The following is a 15,934-nucleotide window of genomic DNA, read 5'->3' on the forward strand; positions in this document are numbered from 1 at the left end:
GCTGAGCATGACGGTGACCATCCTGCGAGGCGGGACTGCGAAGAACTTCGTGGCGATTGGACGCGTTTTGAAACTCACGAGTGCCAGTGCCGTTCTCGGGGCGGACCTCGACGATGACGCGGGCCGCCGAATCGCCACGGTGACGTTGGTATCGCAGCTCATCCGACATCACCAGGCTCGCCTGACCGGCCGCCCTCAACCGGCGGGTGCCCTCGTCGCTTTCTCGAGCGCCACCGGCCGGACGTATCCACCGATGAGGGCGCGATGCCACCACTGCCGCTCGCTTCGCAGCTCGGCGAACGTGGTGAACCGGTACTCGTACAGCTGCGCGCGCACATACCGCGGCGGCGAATCCGGAAACGGGTTGTGCCGCAACAGGCGCAGCGTCGGTCGGTCGTTGCGCAGCAGCCGCTGCAGCAGCGGCGTCAGCCACGCCTGCGCGTAGCCCGGCGAGATGGCGGCGAACCACATCAGCCAGTCCAGCCGCAGGTGATACGGCGCCCATTGGCGGGGTAGCCGGCGCACGTCGCCGGGCTTGCCCTTGAATCCGTATTCCTTCCAGACGGTCTGCGGCGTGAGGCGCTCTTCGTCGGTGCCCTCGATCACCACCTCGCGGCGCTCGCGGCCGATGCTGCCGAATGCGCCGTAGGTGTTCACCAGATGGAATGGGTTGAAGGACATGTTCATTCGCTGGCGCGGGGACAGCATGTTGCGCACCGGCCAGTAGCTCATGAACAGCACCGCGCCGGCGAGCGCGATCACCAGGCCCGCGAACCACAGCGGCGGCGCGTCCCAGGCGGGGTGCACCGGTAGCCGGATCAGCGCCGCTATCGACGCGTCGTCGATGGCGCTGAACGCCAGGACGATCGTCACCCAATTGAGCCAGGCGAAGTTGCCCGAGGCCACCAGCCACAGCTGGGTGACCACGACGATCCCGGCGGCGACGCTGGCCACCGGCTGCGGCGCGAACAACCCGAACGGCACGATCAGTTGGGCGAAATGGTTCCCCGCCACCTCGACGCGGTGCAGCGGCCTCGGCAGGTGATGGAAGAACCAGCTCAACGGCCCGGGCATGGGCTGGGTCTCGTGGTGGTAGTACAGACAGGTCAGGTCGCGCCAGCACGGGTCGCCGCGCAGTTTGATCAGCCCGGCGCCGAACTCGACGCGGAACAGCAGCAACCGCGCCATCCAGAGCGTCAGCAGCGGGGGCGCCACCCGGTCATTGCCGAGGAAGATCATCAAGAAGCCGGCCTCCAGGAGCAGCGACTCCCAGCCGAACCCGTACCAAACCTGTCCCACGTTGACGATCGACAGGTACAGCACCCACAGCGTCAGCCACATCAGCATCGAGGCCCACAGCGGCGCCAGATCGGCGGCGCCGGCGACGATGGCCGCCGACACCGCCGCGCCCAGCCAGGAGGCCCCCGCGAATAGCCGGTCGGAATAGCGAAGATGAAACAGGCTCGGCGTCCGCCAAAACGACTGCCTGGCCAAAAACCGTAGCACCGGCAGCATTCCGTGCTCCCCGATGAGCGCCCGGAACTGCAGCGCGGCCGCGACGAACGCGAGCACGTAGATGGCCGCGACGCCGCGCTCCAGCACCAGCCTGCCCAGCCAGTATTCGGGCGCCGAAAACCATCCCATGGCGGTAACTCCTCGGGCGGTGGCGATCACACCGAGCCGTATATCCAGTCAAGCAGCAGGAGAACCGGTAGCCAACACCCGGAGGTCATTCGTCGGCGGCCGCGCGGCTCCCGGGGGACACCGTAACAAGCGACGCGGCGAGAACGGCGAGCGAAATCAGCGCCAGCAGTTGCACATTCGCCGAATGCCCGGCGTAACCGTCGACCGACCGCCAGGGATGGCGCGACAGCGCCGCCCCGGCCAGGATCAGCCCCCCAGCGCTCAGAGCGACGGTCGCGCCGTCGCGCCACCGTTGGCGGTGGCGCAACAAGTACCGCAGGCCCAGGGCGGCCCCGACCACCGCCACCCCCACCGCGCCCGCGATGACCGCCCCGGCGGCCAGGACCGCGACCGCCGCCCAGGCTCCCGATGGCCACGGTTGTGCGGGCGGGTCGTCGCTGCGCCCTCGCCGGGTGCGCCATAACGCCAGCGCGGCCAACAGCGGCAGCAGCGCCAGTCCCACGGCCAGCCCCGCGCGGTACAGCGTGTTGGAGGCGAAGGTCAGCGTGATGATGCCAGGGTCGCCCGCCGGCACCACCCAGCCCTGCTGCCAGCCGTTGACGGCGACCGGCGTCAGCCGGGTCCCGTTGCTGGTGCGCGCCACCCAGCCCGGGTTGATGCTTTCGGGGATGACCAGCACCCGGGAGGCGGCAGAGGCGGGGGCCCGCACCTCGCGCCGGCTCGGACCCCACGCGCCGGTAGTGGCGGGAGTCACGAAGGTGCCGGTAGCGCCGGGTACTTCGGCGGACCCGGGGGTCCAGAGCTGGGCCCCGTCCACGACGAACTGGGCGCCGGGGCTGATCAACAGCTCCTGTTGGCCCGCGGGCAGCGCGATCGGGTCGCGTTCACACGGCAGCGCGGCCACCGGTCCGCCATCCAGCAGGGCACCCGCGGTGGTGTGGATCGAGGTGTGCACGAACCTGCCGGCGACGGCGATGACCGGTCCCCCATCGCAGCCGACGGTGATCTCCCGGGACCGGTTGCGCGGGGCGTCGGCGGGCGCGATGGCGCCGCCGTCGGTGCCCAGCACCGCCACCTCGGCCAGCCCCGGCGGCTTGAGCTGGTCGAATCCCAAAGCGTTGCGGTCGATGACGTCTTGCCAGTCGAGCAGGCTGATGCTGACGGTGTCGGTCACCCTGGGTTGCAGAGACAGGGTCTGTGGTTCGCCCGGCTCGAGTTCCCGGACCTGGGGGCCGTCACCGAGGTTGACGGCCACCACCGTCGGGTGCGCCGGCAACTCGGACCGGCTGGGGACCAGGCGCAGCCCGGCGACCTCGGTGGGCCGCGGCAGGGTGACGGTCAGCGTCGGCGGCGACTTGTGCTGCACCACGCGCTGCGGCGCCGTCCAGGCGGTGGCGGGGTCGCCGTCGGTGGCCGCATATGTCGATCCGAGTACGTCCACCACGTCCGAATCGCCTTGGGCCCGAGTGGTATTGGGCTCGGTGATCAGGTCGGCCAGCTTGGGGCCCTGCCGCGGCCGCACCCACAGCGTCGGGGTCACCGACACCGGGTCCGCGACGGTCAGGGTGCGGCTGAAGTTCACCGGCTCCTCCGGCGCCAGCGCCATCGACGCCGCGCAGCGCACGCCGTCGGGCCCCTGGGCGCAGCCCGGCCTGCCGAGCAGTTCGGATCCCAGATCCCACCCCGCGATCGCCGAGCCGGGCGGCGGCCCGGGCACCTGCACCGTGTGCCGCAGCGCCACCGGATGGGCGAATCCGGACGCGTCGTATTGGGTGATCGAGAGGTCGGTGATGCCGAACTGCACACCGGCCGACCCGTCGTCGGTGCCTGCGGCGGTGATGCGCACCCAGGGGGTTTCGCCGTAGGGCAACGCCGCGGCCACTGGCTTGCCGGGCTCGTCGAACCGCACCGTGGTGCTTCCGGTGGCGGTCTCGATCAGGATGCGGCGCACCTGGGCGCCGACCGTTGTGGCGCTGGGGGTGAGCGTGATCGCGCCATTGGTCAGCGGGTGGTCGAAATCCACCTGCAGCCATTGGCCCACGGCCGCCTGCAGCGCGTTGGAAACCCAGGCGGTGGCCGAGTCGCCGTCGATCGCGGCGGCGGGGTTGGTCGCCGGCGCGACGTCGGGCATCGCGGTGGAATCCGACGACGAGCTCGACACGGTGATCCGGCCCCCTGTCCAGGCGCCGTACACGGTATCGGCGCCCGGGGCCGGATAGTCGGGCACCCGGTTGTAGGTGTGCCGGGCATCCCCTGGCGCACGGATCGCCGACGAATGTTGGTCGACGCGGCCGTAGTCGATCTCGCGGGCCACCGGGGAGTCGGTGACGGTCACCCCGGCGCCCGGGGGCAGGCCGGCCCCGCGGGCATCCGGGGTCATCAGCACCGGCCCCAACGGCGGGTGGCCCAGCAGCCGCCGCCGCTCGTCGAGGCGCAGCAGCCCCTCCGGTCCGCCGTCGACCCGGGCCAGCCGCTCGGCGTCGACGAGGTAAGGGCCGCCGGGATCGCCCTGCACGGCGACGCGGTAGATCTCCACCGCCGGGTAGCGGGGGCGAAGCCCGCTGTCGGCGACGAAGCCCGCCAGCGTGCCGGGCCCGACCGGTGCGCCGAACTGGGCCACCTTCTGCAGTCCCGGCGAGCCGTCGATGGCGCGGTGCACCAGGATGGGCCGCGCCGAGCGCGAGTTCTCCGGGTCCAGGTCGTTGCGCAGCACCAAGTACGAAATACCTTGGCGGGCAAGGGTATCGGCCAGGCCGGCCGAGGGGCGTCCGGCGGCGAACAGGCGTTGCACCGAGTCCAGCGCCCGGATGGTCTGCGGCGGGGTCAACGGGATGGAGTCGCGGACCCCCCAGGGGCTGTCGCCGAGCACCTGCAGCGGCTCGTCGTGGCTGTTGCCCCACACCTGGGTGGCGAACGGCGCGCCCGGGACCACCAGCACGCGCCCGGGCGCCGGCGTGCCCTTGTTGTGTTCGCTGAGCCAATTGGCGGCGTCGTGCCAGTACCGGGGTATCGCGCCGAACGTGCCCGGCGGGGCGAGCCGGCCGGTCCACGCCAGCGAGGTGCTGACCAGCAGCGCCGTCAGCACCACCACCGTCACGGCGACCCGCTTGTCGCGCTCGGGGTGGGCGAACGACCGCAGCCACACCGACACGGGCGCGCTACTCGGCCCCCAACCAGGAAGCGGTACCCGGCCCAGCAGCTGCGCGACGCCTAACACCAGGGGGAGCCGGACGACCGACCCCAGCTTGTGCACGTTGCGCAGCGGCGCGCCGGCGGCGTCCAGGAACGCCTGCACCTCATGCGCGACGGGCGACCCCAGGCCGCCGCCGTAGCCGACGGCCATCAGCACGATCCCGATCAACAGCATCGTGACCAGCCGTCCGCGCGCCGGCATCCCGGGGCTGGCCAGCCCGGCCAGCCCGGCCGCCGCGACCAGGCTGGTGGCCAGGATGGCCGCCGACCCGGTCACCAGCGGTGCGCCGGCGGTCGCCGTCGGCGCCACGAACGGGGTCCAGGCGTCGGTGCCGCGCAGGATCTCGGTCAGCGACGACCACTGCGTCGTCACGCCGGACGATTCGATGAAGTCCAGGAACGGGGGACTGACGTGGCGCAGCAGGGCCAGCGCCACCACCCACCACAGCACGGCCAGAACCAGGGACACCAGCCCCCACGCGGTGTAGCGCCACCACAGCCGGTTCGGCCGGTGACAGGCCCACCAGATCACCGCGGGCAGGCACCCGGCCAGCGTCGCGATGGCGTTCACGGCGCCCATCAGGGCCACGGCCAGCCCGGCCTGCGCGGCCAGGGCCCGCACGGATCTATCCGTCCCGAGTTTCGACGCCCGCGCCGATTTCAGAGCCAGGATGGTTGGCAGCAACACCCACGGCGCCAACATCATCGGCAAGGTCTCCGACGAGATGGAGCCCAGCGTGGTCAGCACCCGCGGGGCCAGCGCGAACGCCACCGCGCCGATCACCCGGGACGCCGGGCTGCCGATCCCCAGCGCCTCGGCGACCCGCAGCACCCCCCAAAAACCGACGGTCAGCAGCAACGCCCACCACAGCCGCTGGGTGATCCATCCCGGCACTCCCAGCAGGTGGCCGATCAGGAAGAAGGTGCCGTGCGGAAACAGGTAGCCGTAGGCCTGGTTCTGCGCCTGCCCGAACGGCAGCTCGCTATTCCACAGGTTGGTCGCGCGGGCCAGGAAGCGCAGGGGATTGGCGGTGAGGTCGAGCTTGGTGTCGGGGGAGACCTGCCCCGGCGATTGCGCGAGCGTCAACGCCAGCGCGATCGCGCCGACCAACAGCAACCACCGGCGCGACACAGCCGACTCAGGGGCCGTTCCCGCGGGCTCCACCCGCGCCGGCCCCGCCGCGCGGCTAGAGCTGGATTGCCCGGCTCCTCCCCGGGCCGCCGTGCCGGCCCGCATCGTCGCCGGGCTAGCTACGGTTGCCGTACTCGACCCGGTTGAGCACTGACGACTGCGGATCGCCCCCGGGGAGTGGCGGCTTCGTGTCCTGCTGCACCATCAAGGTGATCCCGAAGATCGCGGCCGCGCCCAGCAACAGACCGACCACGACGCTCGCGGCGGCGGGCGCGATGATGCGGTTCATCGGTGGCTCCTGGGCTTTTGCGGGGGACTTTTGCGGGGGATTGCGGTCGTCGACTTCCAACCTAGGGCCAACCTAGCAGAAGGGCGGTCGCGTGCCCGGACCGTGCGGCGGCTCAGGGACGCAGTCCGGGCGGCAGCTGGTTCAGGCAAGACTGCTTGCTGTTGCAGGGCAGGCAGTGCCCGTGAAAGCAGCGGTCGCCGTAGTCCACCAGGCTCGGCCCGGCCGGGGTCGCCGGGCTGCGGACCGGCGCCACGCCGTGGTCCGCTGTGGGTTCTGCGGCCAGCGTGACGCCGACGGTCGCCGCGGCACCGATCGACAATCCCACCGCGAAGCTGGCAGCGGCCAACGTCCACCCGGTCATGACTGGCTCCTCCCTGCCAGACCTGCCAGACCTGCCCGACAAACCCGACAAAGGGTTCCCGGCCCCTTACTGGCAAGGTACCGGCGGATGCCCCCTGCGGCCGGGGACGAAACGCCCGCCGTGACAACATGGCCCGATGGCTTTCCCGCGCACCCTGGCCGTGCTCGCCGCTGCAACAGTGCTGGTGGCGGGCTGCGGCCACCACGCGACCCGGCCCCCTGGCGGCGCGTCCACCCCGGTCAGCAAGCCGGCGGCCGCCCCCGCGCCACCGGTCTGCGCCGACCCGGCGGCCGTCCCGGCGGCGATGTCGACCCGCGACAAGCTCGCCCAGCTGCTGATGGTGGGGGTCAAGAACGCCGACGACGCCCGCGCGGTGGTGAACGGCTACCACGTCGGCGGCATCTTCATCGGCAGCTGGACGGACCTGTCGATCTTCAAGGGACCGCTGGCCGACATCGCGCACAGCGCGGGCCCCCTTCCGCTGGCCGTCAGCGTCGACGAGGAGGGCGGCCGGGTGTCGCGGCTGAAGTCGCTGATCGGCACCGCGCCCTCGCCCCGCCAGCTGGCCCAGACCCAAACGGTCCAGCAGGTCCACGACCTGGCCGCCGAGCGCGGCAAAAAAATGCGCGACCTGGGCGTCACCATCGACTTCGCTCCCGTCGTCGACGTCAGCGACGAGCCCGACGACGCCGTGATCGGCAACCGCTCGTTCAGCGCCGACCCGGACAAGGTCACCGCCTACGCCGGGGCGTACGCGCAGGGCCTGCGCGACGCCGGGCTGCTGCCCGTGCTCAAGCATTTCCCCGGTCACGGGCACGGCTCCGGCGACTCGCACACCGGCGGCGTGGTGACGCCGCCGCTGAGCGACCTGCAAAACGTTGACCTGGTGCCCTACCGGACGCTGGTGACCGCGGCCCCGGTCGGCGTCATGGTGGGTCATCTGCAGGTTCCCGGGCTGACCGGCGACGAGCCGGCCAGCCTGAGCCGGGCCGCGGTCCAGTTGCTGCGGACGGGCACCGGCTACAACGCCCCGCCCTTCAACGGCCCGGTGTTCAGCGACGACCTGTCCAGCATGGCCGCGATCTCCGATCGGTACGGCGTGTCGGAGGCGGCGCTGCGCACCCTGCAGGCCGGTAGCGATGTCGCGCTGTGGGTGACCACCGACGAAGTTCCCGCGGTCCTGGACCGGCTCGAAAAGGCCGTCGCCGCGGGCGAATTGGCGATGCCGGCGGTCAACGACTCGGTGGTGCGGGTGGCCACCATGAAGGGCCCGAATGGGGCTTGTGGACACTAAGGCGCCGCTTCGTCGTTACGCTGGAGTCAGATAGGCAGGGCCCGAAGGGGCTTGAAAGTGCCTTGAAAGGGCAGAGTGATGGCGGGTGGTACCAAACGTCTACCGCGTGCTGTGCGGGAACAGCAGATGCTGGACGCCGCGGTGCAGATGTTCTCGGTCAACGGCTACCACGAAACCTCGATGGACGCCATCGCCGCCGCCGCGCAGATCTCCAAGCCGATGCTCTACCTGTACTACGGCTCCAAGGAGGACCTGTTCGGGGCCTGCCTGAACCGGGAGCTGGGCCGGTTCATCGATGCGGTGCGCGCCGACATCAACTTCGCGCAAAGCCCAAAGGACTTGCTGCGCAATGCCATCGGATCGTTCCTGCGCTACATCGACGCCAATAGGGCGTCGTGGATCGTGATGTACACCCAGGCCATCAGCTCGCAGGCGTTCGCGCACACCGTGCGCGAGGGGCGCGAGCAGATCATCGAGCTGGTGGCCGGGCTGGTGCGCACGGGCAGCCGCGCCCCGCGGTCGGACGCCGAGCAGCAGATGATGGCGGTGGCGCTGGTGGGCGCGGGCGAGGCGATCGCCAACCGGCTCAGCACCGGCGACATCGATGTCGACGATGCGGCCGAGCTGATGATCGACCTGTTCTGGCACGGCCTTCGGGGCGCGCCGGAGGACCGGGAAGCCGCCGCGGCCGGCTAGACCCTACATTCGGGAGGTGGCCAGCTCGGGTGGATCCCCCCGCCGCAACCTCGACTTCTTCTGCGCCGTCCTCGTCGTCGGACTGCTGGCCGGGGCCGCCGGGTTGGCGACTACCGTGGTGCTGCGCTTCGTCGAGCACCTGACGTACCACTACAGTTTCGGCACGCTGCTCGCCGGGATCAGCGGCAGCAGCCCGGTCCGCCGGGCCCTGGGGCCCGTCGCCGGCGGCGCCCTTGCGGGATTCGGCTGGTGGATGCTGCGGCGCCGCGCCGAGGTGCCGCCGCTCGGGCCGACCATCGCCCGCCACGACCGCATCCCGCGGCTGGCCTGGAGTGTCGACGCCGTGTTGCAGGTGCTGCTGGTCGGCTCCGGGGCATCACTTGGCCGGGAGGGCGCGCCACGCCAATTCGCGGCGGCGCTAGGCGATTTCGGCACCGCCTGGCTGAAGCGGCTGTCCGCCCGGGACCGTGAGATCCTGCTGGCGTGCGCGGCCGGGGCCGGGCTCGGCGCGGTCTACGCCGTCCCGCTGGCCGGCGCGCTGTTCGCCGTCCGCATCATGCTGAACACCTGGCACCCCCGGGCGCTGGGCGCGGCGTGCATCACCTCCAGCCTGGCCGTGGCGATCGGCTCGACCGTCACGCACGACCAGCCCATCCTGGGCTGGCCTAGGGAGGAATCGTCGTATTTGCTGACGGCGCACGCGCTGGTTTTGGTGCCGCTGACCCTGGCGGTCGGGTTGGCGTTCAACCGGCTTATGGCCGCCGCGCGCCCCGACAGGCTGACGCGGACCTGGCTACTGATCCCGGCGCTCGCCGCAGCGGGGCTGGTGATGGGCGTCTGCTCGCACTGGTGGCCGGAGCTGCCCGGCAACGGCCGCAGCATCCTGACCGTCAGCCTCGCCAGCGGCATGACGCTGTCCACGGCGGCCTCGATCCTCCTGTTGAAACCGCTGCTGACCGCGCTGTTCCTGCGCGCCGGTGGGGCCGGCGGAATGCTCACGCCGTCGCTGGCCACCGGCGCGGCCGCGGGGTCGGCGCTCGTGCTGGCGGTCAACTGGGCGGCCGGCACGCACCAGCACACGTCGGCGGTCTCGCTGGCCGGTGCCGCCGGGGTGCTCGCGGTCACCCAGGGTTCACCGATCTGGGCCGCGATCTTCGTCTGGGAGCTCGCCCATCCGCCGATCTGGCTGTTTCCGATGTTTCTGCTGACGACGTGCGGCGCGCACGGGTTGAAGGTGCTCGCGTTGGGTCGCGGCCCCACGCATGGCGGCTAGAGGGCGCCGACGTTCCCGGTCAGATAGGGATATCCCTTGGAGACGTTGCGCAGCGAAATGTCCCATCCGCCGTGATCACCCCCGTCGATATAGAGCCCCGCGGTGCCCGGCAGCACCAACGGCTTGCCGAACCGCACCGTATACTCCACCGCGTCCGGAAGCCTGGCTTCGATATTGGCCAATACCGCAGCGGCACTGAACATTCCATGCGCGATGACCGTCGGAAACCCGAACAGTTTGGCCGCGATCGGGTTGGTGTGGATCGGGTTGTGGTCGCCGCTGGCGACGGCGTAGCGGCGGATCTGGCCGGGCGTGATCCGCAGCACCGTGCTGGGTGGCGGCAGCTTGGGTTGCTTCTGCGGTGGCGGCTTGGGCTCGTCGGACAGGCTGGTGCGCTGCTGGTGCAGGAAGGTGGTCACCTGATGCCAGGCGGTGTCGTTACCGACGCTGACGTCGGTCACCAGGTCCACCAGCAAGCCCTTGCGGTGTTCGCGCAGGTTCTCGGCGTGCACCCGCACCCCGACCGTGTCGGTCACCGCGATCGGGTGGTACTGGGTGATCTTGTTCTCGGTGTGCACCGAACCCATTGCGGCAAACGGGAAGTCGAACCCGGTCACCAGCGACATCATCGCCGGAAAGGTCAACGCGAAGGGGTAGGTCAGCGGCACATGGTTGCCGAAGCGCAGCCCGGTGACCCCCGCGTACTCGGCCACGTTGGTCTGGTCGATGGGCAGCTCCTCGACGGTCACCGTGCGGCTGGGCAGCTGGTCGCCGCGGGGCACCAGCGGCAGGGCCCCGGCCGCCGCCCGCAGCATGTTCTTCAGGCCGCTTGGCTGGTTCATCGCGTTCTCCTGACGACTCTGGCGCGGCTCATGCGCCCAGCATGGCCTGGCCGCAAACGCGGATCACGTTGCCGGTCACCGCGTTTGACGCCGGGCTCGCGAAGTAGGCGATGGTCTCGGCCACGTCGACGGGCTGCCCGCCCTGCAGCAACGAGTTCATCCGTCGGCCCACCTCTCGGGTGGCCAGCGGGATGGCGGCGGTCATCTGGGTTTCGATGAATCCCGGCGCGACGGCGTTGATCGTGATGCCCTTGCCGTACAGCTCCGGCGCCAGCGCCTGGGTGAGGCCGATCATCCCGGCCTTGGTGGTGGCGTAGTTGGTCTGCCCGCGGTTGCCCGCGATGCCGGCCATCGATGACAGGCCGACCACCCGGCCCCCTTCGCCGATGCTGCCGTTGCCGATCAGCCCCTCGGTAAGCCGTTGCGGGGCAAGCAGATTCACGGCCAGCACGGCGTCCCAGCGGGCGTCGTCCATGTTGACCAACAGCTTGTCGCGGGTGATGCCGGCATTGTTGACCAGGATGTCGGCGTGCCCGGCGTAATGGTCGCGCAGGTGCTCGGTGATCTTGTCCACCGCGTCTTCGGCGGTGACGTCGAGCCACAAGGCGGTGCCCCCGACCTGGCTGGCGGTTTCGGCCAGGGCCTCGGCGGCCGACTCCACGTCGATCGCCACGACGCGGGCGCCGTCGCGGGCGAACACTTCGGCGATCGTTGCGCCGATCCCGCGGGCCGCGCCCGTCACGATCGCCACCTTGCGGTCCAGCGGCCGGTCCCAGTCGGCCGGCGGCGTGGAGTCGGCCTCCCCGACGTAGAACACCTGGCCATCGACGTAGGCCGACTTGGCCGACAGGATGAACCGCATCGTGGATTCCAGGCCGGTGGCGGCGGGCTTGGCGGCCGGCGACAGGTACACCAGCGCAACGGTGGAGCCGTTGCGCAGCTCCTTGCCCAGCGAACGGGTGAAGCCCTCCAGCGCCCGCTGCGCGATCCGCTCGTCGCTGCTGCCGGCGGCGTCGGGCGTGGTGCCGACGACCACGACGCGCCCGCTGTGGCCAAGGTTGCGCAGGACCGGGGTGAAGAACTCGTGCAAGGCCGTGAGCCCGGCCGGCGTACTGATGCCGGTGGCGTCGAAGACCAGCCCGCCGAACTGGTCGGCCCAGCGGCCGCCCAGGTTGGCGCCCACCACGTCGTAGTCCTTGTCCAGCGCCGCGCGCAGCGGCTCGACGACCCTGCCCTCACCCCCGATCAGCAGGGATCCGGCCAGGGGCGGGTCGCCGGGCCGGTAGCGGCGGAGTGCCTCGGGTTGCGGGATGCCAAGTTGCTTTGCCAGAAACGATCCCGGGCCGGAGTTGACCACCTGCGAGAACAGATCGGACGAGCCTTTCGGAGCCACTGAGCTGCCTTCCCTTTTCTTTCCGGGTTTTCTTTCCGGGTCTGCCTGGGTCTGTGCGTGCCTTATATGGCAACCGTATCGAGGATGAACTTACTGCAGAGTAAGAAGAGTAAGAACAATGGGTAGTATGGCCCTCGACGGCCGATTCAAAACTGATGCACCGAAGAGATACGCGGAGAAAAAATGGCCCCTGCCAGTTCCCAGACCAGGCGACCGGTCGCTGTGCTCGGCGGCAACCGCATCCCGTTCGCGCGATCGGACGGCGCCTACGCCGAGGCGTCCAACCAAGACATGCTCACCGCGGCCCTCGACGGGCTGGTCGACCGGTTCGGGCTGGCCGGCGAGCGGCTGGGCGCGGTGGTCGGCGGCGCGGTGCTCAAGCACAGCCGCGACTTCAACCTGACCCGCGAATGCGTGCTGGGCTCGGAGCTGTCGTCCTACACCCCGGCCTTCGACATCCAGCAGGCCTGCGGGACGGGGCTGCAGGCGGCGATCGCCGCCGCCGACGGCATCGCGGCCGGCCGCTACGAGGTGGCCGCGGCCGGCGGGGTGGACACCACCTCCGACCCGCCGATCGGCCTGGGTGACAACCTGCGCCGCCAGCTGCTGAAGCTGCGCCGGTCCAAGTCCAACCTGCAACGGCTGAAGCTGGTGGGCACGCTGCCCGCCACGCTGGGCATCGAGATCCCGGCCAACAGCGAGCCGCGCACCGGCCTGTCGATGGGCGAGCACGCCGCCATCACCACCAAGCAGATGGGCATCAAGCGCGTCGACCAGGACGAGCTGGCCGTCGCCAGCCACCGCAACATGTCCGCCGCCTACGACCGCGGCTTCTTCGACGACCTGGTCACGCCGTTTCTGGGCGTCTACCGCGACGACAACCTGCGGCCCAACGCGGGCACCGAGAAGCTGGCGACCCTGCGCCCCGTCTTCGGGGTGAAGAACGGCGACGCCACGATGACCGCCGGCAACTCGACCCCGCTGACCGACGGCGCGTCGCTTGCGCTGCTGGCCAGCGAGGACTGGGCTGCCGCCCACTCGCTGACCCCGCTGGCCTACCTGGTGGACGCCGAAACCGCCGCCGTCGACTACGTCAACGGTCGCGACGGCCTGCTGATGGCGCCGACCTATGCGGTGCCCCGGCTGCTGGCCCGCAACGGGCTGAGCCTGCAGGACTTCGACTTCTACGAGATCCACGAGGCGTTCGCGTCGGTGGTGCTCGCGCACCTACAGGCGTGGGAATCCGAGGAGTACTGCAAGGAGCGGCTGGGCCTGGACGCCGCGCTCGGGTCGATCGATCGGTCCAAGCTCAACGTCAACGGCTCGTCGTTGGCCGCCGGTCACCCCTTCGCCGCCACCGGCGGCCGCATCCTGGCCCAGGCGGCCAAGCAGCTGGCCGAGAAGAAGGCGAACGGAAACGGAGGCGGACCGGTCCGCGCGCTGATTTCCATCTGCGCCGCCGGCGGGCAGGGCGTGGCCGCGATCCTGGAGGCCTGACCGGCCGTCCCGATGAATTGGGTCACAGTCGGTTACCAACCCCGAGCGGTGGGGTAATCCTGGTCCGGATGGCCCCGTGTTGCGGTCTGACCCCCCGACCCCGACGGCAATACGGGGCATCCCTTAATCCGTCGCCCGTCGGCGGAAGATAGCGCCGGGCGTACGAAAAGGGCCGCCGCTGGAATGAGGGGATCCAGCGGCGGTCTTTTTGGTATCTCTCACCCCACCGACACAAGGTCCCCCGCTTCAGCGTGGAAGCGGGGGACCTTGGTGTCTGAGGTGTCTGACCTCTTTTAGAAAGCGGCCTCGTCGAGCTCCATGATCTCGTTGTCCAGGGTCTCGAGCACCTCGCGGGTGCTGGCCAGCAGCGGCAGGAAGTTCTTGGCGAAGAACGACGCGACCGCGATCTTGCCCTCGTAGAAGGACCGCTCGGCGCCGCTGGCGCCGGCGTCGAGCGCGGCCACGGCCACGGCGGCCTGGCGCTGCAGCAGCCAGCCGATGACCAGGTCGCCGACGCTCATCAGGAAGCGCACCGAGCCCAGGCCCACCTTGTAGAGGCTGGTGACGTCCTCCTGGGCGGCCATCAGGTAGCCGGTCAGCGTGGCCGCCATCGCCTGCACGTCGGCCAGCGCCTTGCCCAGCAGCTCGCGCTCGGTCTTCAGCCGCCCGTTTCCGGACTCGCTGTTGACGAACTCCTGGATCTGGCCCGACACGTGGGCCAGCGCCACACCCTTGTCGCGGACGATCTTGCGGAAGAAGAAGTCCTGCGCCTGGATGGCGGTGGTGCCCTCGTAGAGCGAGTCGATCTTGGAGTCGCGGATGTACTGCTCGATCGGGTAGTCCTGCAGGAAGCCCGAACCGCCCAGCGTCTGCAGGCTCTCGGTCAGCTTGGCGTACGCCTGCTCGGAGCCCACACCCTTGACCACCGGCAGCATCAGGTCGTTGACCTTGACGGCCAGGTTCGCGTCCACGCCGTGGAGCGCCTCGGCCACCGCGGCGTCCTGGTAGGTCGAGGTGTAGAGGTACAGCGCGCGCAGACCCTCGGCGTAGGCCTTCTGGGTCATCAGCGACCGGCGTACGTCGGGGTGGTGCGTGATGGTCACCCGCGGCGCGGTCTTGTCGGTCATCTGCGTCATGTCCGCGCCCTGCACGCGCGACTTGGCGTACTCCAGCGCGTTGAGGTAGCCGGTGGACAGGGTGGCGATCGCCTTGGTGCCCACCATCATCCGGGCCTGCTCGATGACCTCGAACATCTGCGCGATGCCGTTGTGCACCTCGCCGACCAGCCAGCCCTTGGCGGGCACGCCGTGCTGGCCGAACGACAGCTCACAGGTCGCCGAGACCTTGAGGCCCATCTTGTGCTCGACGTTGGTCACGAACACGCCGTTGCGCTCGCCCAGCTCGCCGGACTCGAAGTCGAACAGGAACTTGGGCACGAAGAACAGCGACAGTCCCTTGGTGCCCGGGCCGGCGCCCTCGGGGCGGGCCAGCACCAAGTGGAAGATGTTCTCGAACAGGTCACCGGAATCACCCGAGGTGATGAACCGCTTCACGCCGTCGATATGCCAGGAGCCGTCGTCCTGCCTGATCGCCTTGGTCCGGCCGGCGCCGACATCCGAACCGGCGTCCGGCTCGGTGAGCACCATGGTCGAGCCCCAGCCGCGCTCGGCGGCGAGGACGGCCCACTTGCGCTGCTCCTCGGTGCCGAGGTGGTAGAGGATGTTGGCGAAACCGGCGCCGCCGCCGTACATCCACACCGCCGGGTTGGCGCCGAGGATGTGCTCGTGCAGCGCCCACACCAGGACCTTGGGCATCGGCATGCCGCCCAGGGCCTCGTCGATGCCGACCTTGTCCCAGCCGGCCTCCTGCACCGCCTTGACGGAATCCTTGAAAGGCTCCGGCAGCGTCACCGCGTGGGTCTTCGGGTCGAAAACCGGCGGGTTGCGGTCGCTATCGGTGAACGACTCCGCGACCGGGCCCTCGGCCAGCCGGCTGATCTCGGTCAGCATTTCCTGGGCGGTTTCGACGTCGAGGTCGCTGTACTCGCCCTGGCCCAGGGCCTTGTCAACGCCGAAGACTTCGAACAGGTTGAACACCTGGTCGCGGACGTTGCTCTTGTAGTGGCTCACTGAGTTCCTCCTCGTTGAGAATGCCACTTGTGGTTGGGTACTAGGTCTAAGTTACCCACCAGTAACTACCCTAAAATATATCCGTTGGATGGCCCTGCGCAAGCGAGTGTGAGCTAGATTTCACCATCTAATTAACCAACCGGTTGGGAAGGGCCGCTTCGGGCCACCGACAGAGCTTTGACCTGCGGAGAT

Annotated in this window: 11 protein-coding genes; 4 read left to right on the forward strand and 7 right to left on the reverse strand. The window is 70.0% G+C overall.

Annotation, left to right across the window (positions count from 1 at the left end; genetic code table 11):
* Positions 1–195: 195 nt before the first annotated feature.
* From A5764_RS22840 to A5764_RS22855, 4 genes are all read right to left on the reverse strand, one after another.
* The gene (locus A5764_RS22840) at positions 196–1,644 is read right to left on the reverse strand and encodes a lipase maturation factor family protein (RefSeq protein WP_067117603.1); all 1,449 of its coding nucleotides are present in this window, start codon (positions 1,642–1,644) and stop codon (positions 196–198) included.
* An 85-nt stretch (positions 1,645–1,729) separates the two neighbouring features.
* Positions 1,730–5,968, reverse strand: a complete 4,239-nt coding sequence (locus A5764_RS22845) for an alpha-(1->3)-arabinofuranosyltransferase (protein ID WP_067117605.1) — start codon at positions 5,966–5,968, stop codon at positions 1,730–1,732.
* 115 nt (positions 5,969–6,083) lie between these two features.
* Positions 6,084–6,257, reverse strand: a complete 174-nt coding sequence (locus A5764_RS22850; RefSeq protein ID WP_065443914.1) for a DUF2613 domain-containing protein — start codon at positions 6,255–6,257, stop codon at positions 6,084–6,086.
* 112 nt (positions 6,258–6,369) lie between these two features.
* Complete coding sequence (locus A5764_RS22855; RefSeq protein WP_067117608.1) at positions 6,370–6,618, reverse strand: DUF2613 domain-containing protein; 249 nt, start codon at positions 6,616–6,618, stop codon at positions 6,370–6,372.
* Between the two features lie 136 nt (positions 6,619–6,754).
* Between A5764_RS22855 and A5764_RS22860 the strand changes: the two genes are divergently transcribed.
* The 3 genes from A5764_RS22860 to A5764_RS22870 all read left to right on the forward strand — a co-directional run bounded on the left by A5764_RS22860 (position 6,755) and on the right by A5764_RS22870 (position 9,881).
* Positions 6,755–7,912, forward strand: coding sequence for a glycoside hydrolase family 3 N-terminal domain-containing protein (locus tag A5764_RS22860; RefSeq protein WP_067117611.1), 1,158 nt, complete (start codon positions 6,755–6,757; stop codon positions 7,910–7,912).
* A gap of 78 nt (positions 7,913–7,990) precedes the next feature.
* A complete protein-coding gene (locus tag A5764_RS22865) occupies positions 7,991–8,608 on the forward strand; it encodes a TetR/AcrR family transcriptional regulator (protein ID WP_067117614.1) in 618 nt (205 codons plus the stop codon).
* Positions 8,609–8,624: 16 nt separating this feature from the next.
* Positions 8,625–9,881, forward strand: a complete 1,257-nt coding sequence (locus A5764_RS22870; RefSeq protein WP_067117617.1) for a chloride channel protein — start codon at positions 8,625–8,627, stop codon at positions 9,879–9,881.
* On the opposite strand, the gene A5764_RS22875 is transcribed toward A5764_RS22870, so the two are convergent.
* Both A5764_RS22875 and A5764_RS22880 read right to left on the reverse strand, forming a co-directional pair.
* Positions 9,878–10,723 (reverse strand): MaoC/PaaZ C-terminal domain-containing protein, encoded by an 846-nt coding sequence (locus tag A5764_RS22875; protein WP_067117620.1) that lies wholly within the window; start codon positions 10,721–10,723, stop codon positions 9,878–9,880. The genes A5764_RS22870 and A5764_RS22875 overlap by 4 nt on opposite strands.
* 28 nt (positions 10,724–10,751) lie before the next feature.
* The gene (locus A5764_RS22880; protein ID WP_067117623.1) at positions 10,752–12,116 is read right to left on the reverse strand and encodes a 3-oxoacyl-ACP reductase; all 1,365 of its coding nucleotides are present in this window, start codon (positions 12,114–12,116) and stop codon (positions 10,752–10,754) included.
* A 183-nt stretch (positions 12,117–12,299) separates the two neighbouring features.
* Between A5764_RS22880 and A5764_RS22885 the strand changes: the two genes are divergently transcribed.
* Positions 12,300–13,613 carry an acetyl-CoA C-acetyltransferase gene (locus tag A5764_RS22885; protein ID WP_067117625.1) on the forward strand — a complete coding sequence of 438 codons (1,314 nt, stop codon included), beginning with the start codon at positions 12,300–12,302 and terminating at the stop codon, positions 13,611–13,613.
* Between the two features lie 293 nt (positions 13,614–13,906).
* Here the strand turns inward: A5764_RS22885 and A5764_RS22890 are convergent, their stop codons facing one another.
* Positions 13,907–15,742 carry an acyl-CoA dehydrogenase gene (locus A5764_RS22890; RefSeq protein ID WP_067117628.1) on the reverse strand — a complete coding sequence of 612 codons (1,836 nt, stop codon included), beginning with the start codon at positions 15,740–15,742 and terminating at the stop codon, positions 13,907–13,909.
* Positions 15,743–15,934 lie beyond the last annotated feature (192 nt).

This window comes from Mycobacterium sp. 852002-51057_SCH5723018 (assembly GCF_001667035.1).
GTDB lineage: Bacteria > Actinomycetota > Actinomycetes > Mycobacteriales > Mycobacteriaceae > Mycobacterium.

Excerpts from the sequence above, each read along its gene's own strand:
- A5764_RS22875 (WP_067117620.1), bottom strand. The coding sequence starts at position 10,723 with ATGAACCAGCCAAGCGGCCTGAAGAACATGCTGCGGGCGGCGGCCGGG.
- A5764_RS22885 (WP_067117625.1), top strand. The coding sequence starts at position 12,300 with ATGGCCCCTGCCAGTTCCCAGACCAGGCGACCGGTCGCTGTGCTCGGC.
- A5764_RS22860 (WP_067117611.1), top strand. The coding sequence starts at position 6,755 with ATGGCTTTCCCGCGCACCCTGGCCGTGCTCGCCGCTGCAACAGTGCTG.
- A5764_RS22850 (WP_065443914.1), bottom strand. The coding sequence starts at position 6,257 with ATGAACCGCATCATCGCGCCCGCCGCCGCGAGCGTCGTGGTCGGTCTG.
- A5764_RS22865 (WP_067117614.1), top strand. The coding sequence starts at position 7,991 with ATGGCGGGTGGTACCAAACGTCTACCGCGTGCTGTGCGGGAACAGCAG.
- A5764_RS22855 (WP_067117608.1), bottom strand. The coding sequence starts at position 6,618 with ATGACCGGGTGGACGTTGGCCGCTGCCAGCTTCGCGGTGGGATTGTCG.
- A5764_RS22840 (WP_067117603.1), bottom strand. The coding sequence starts at position 1,644 with ATGGGATGGTTTTCGGCGCCCGAATACTGGCTGGGCAGGCTGGTGCTG.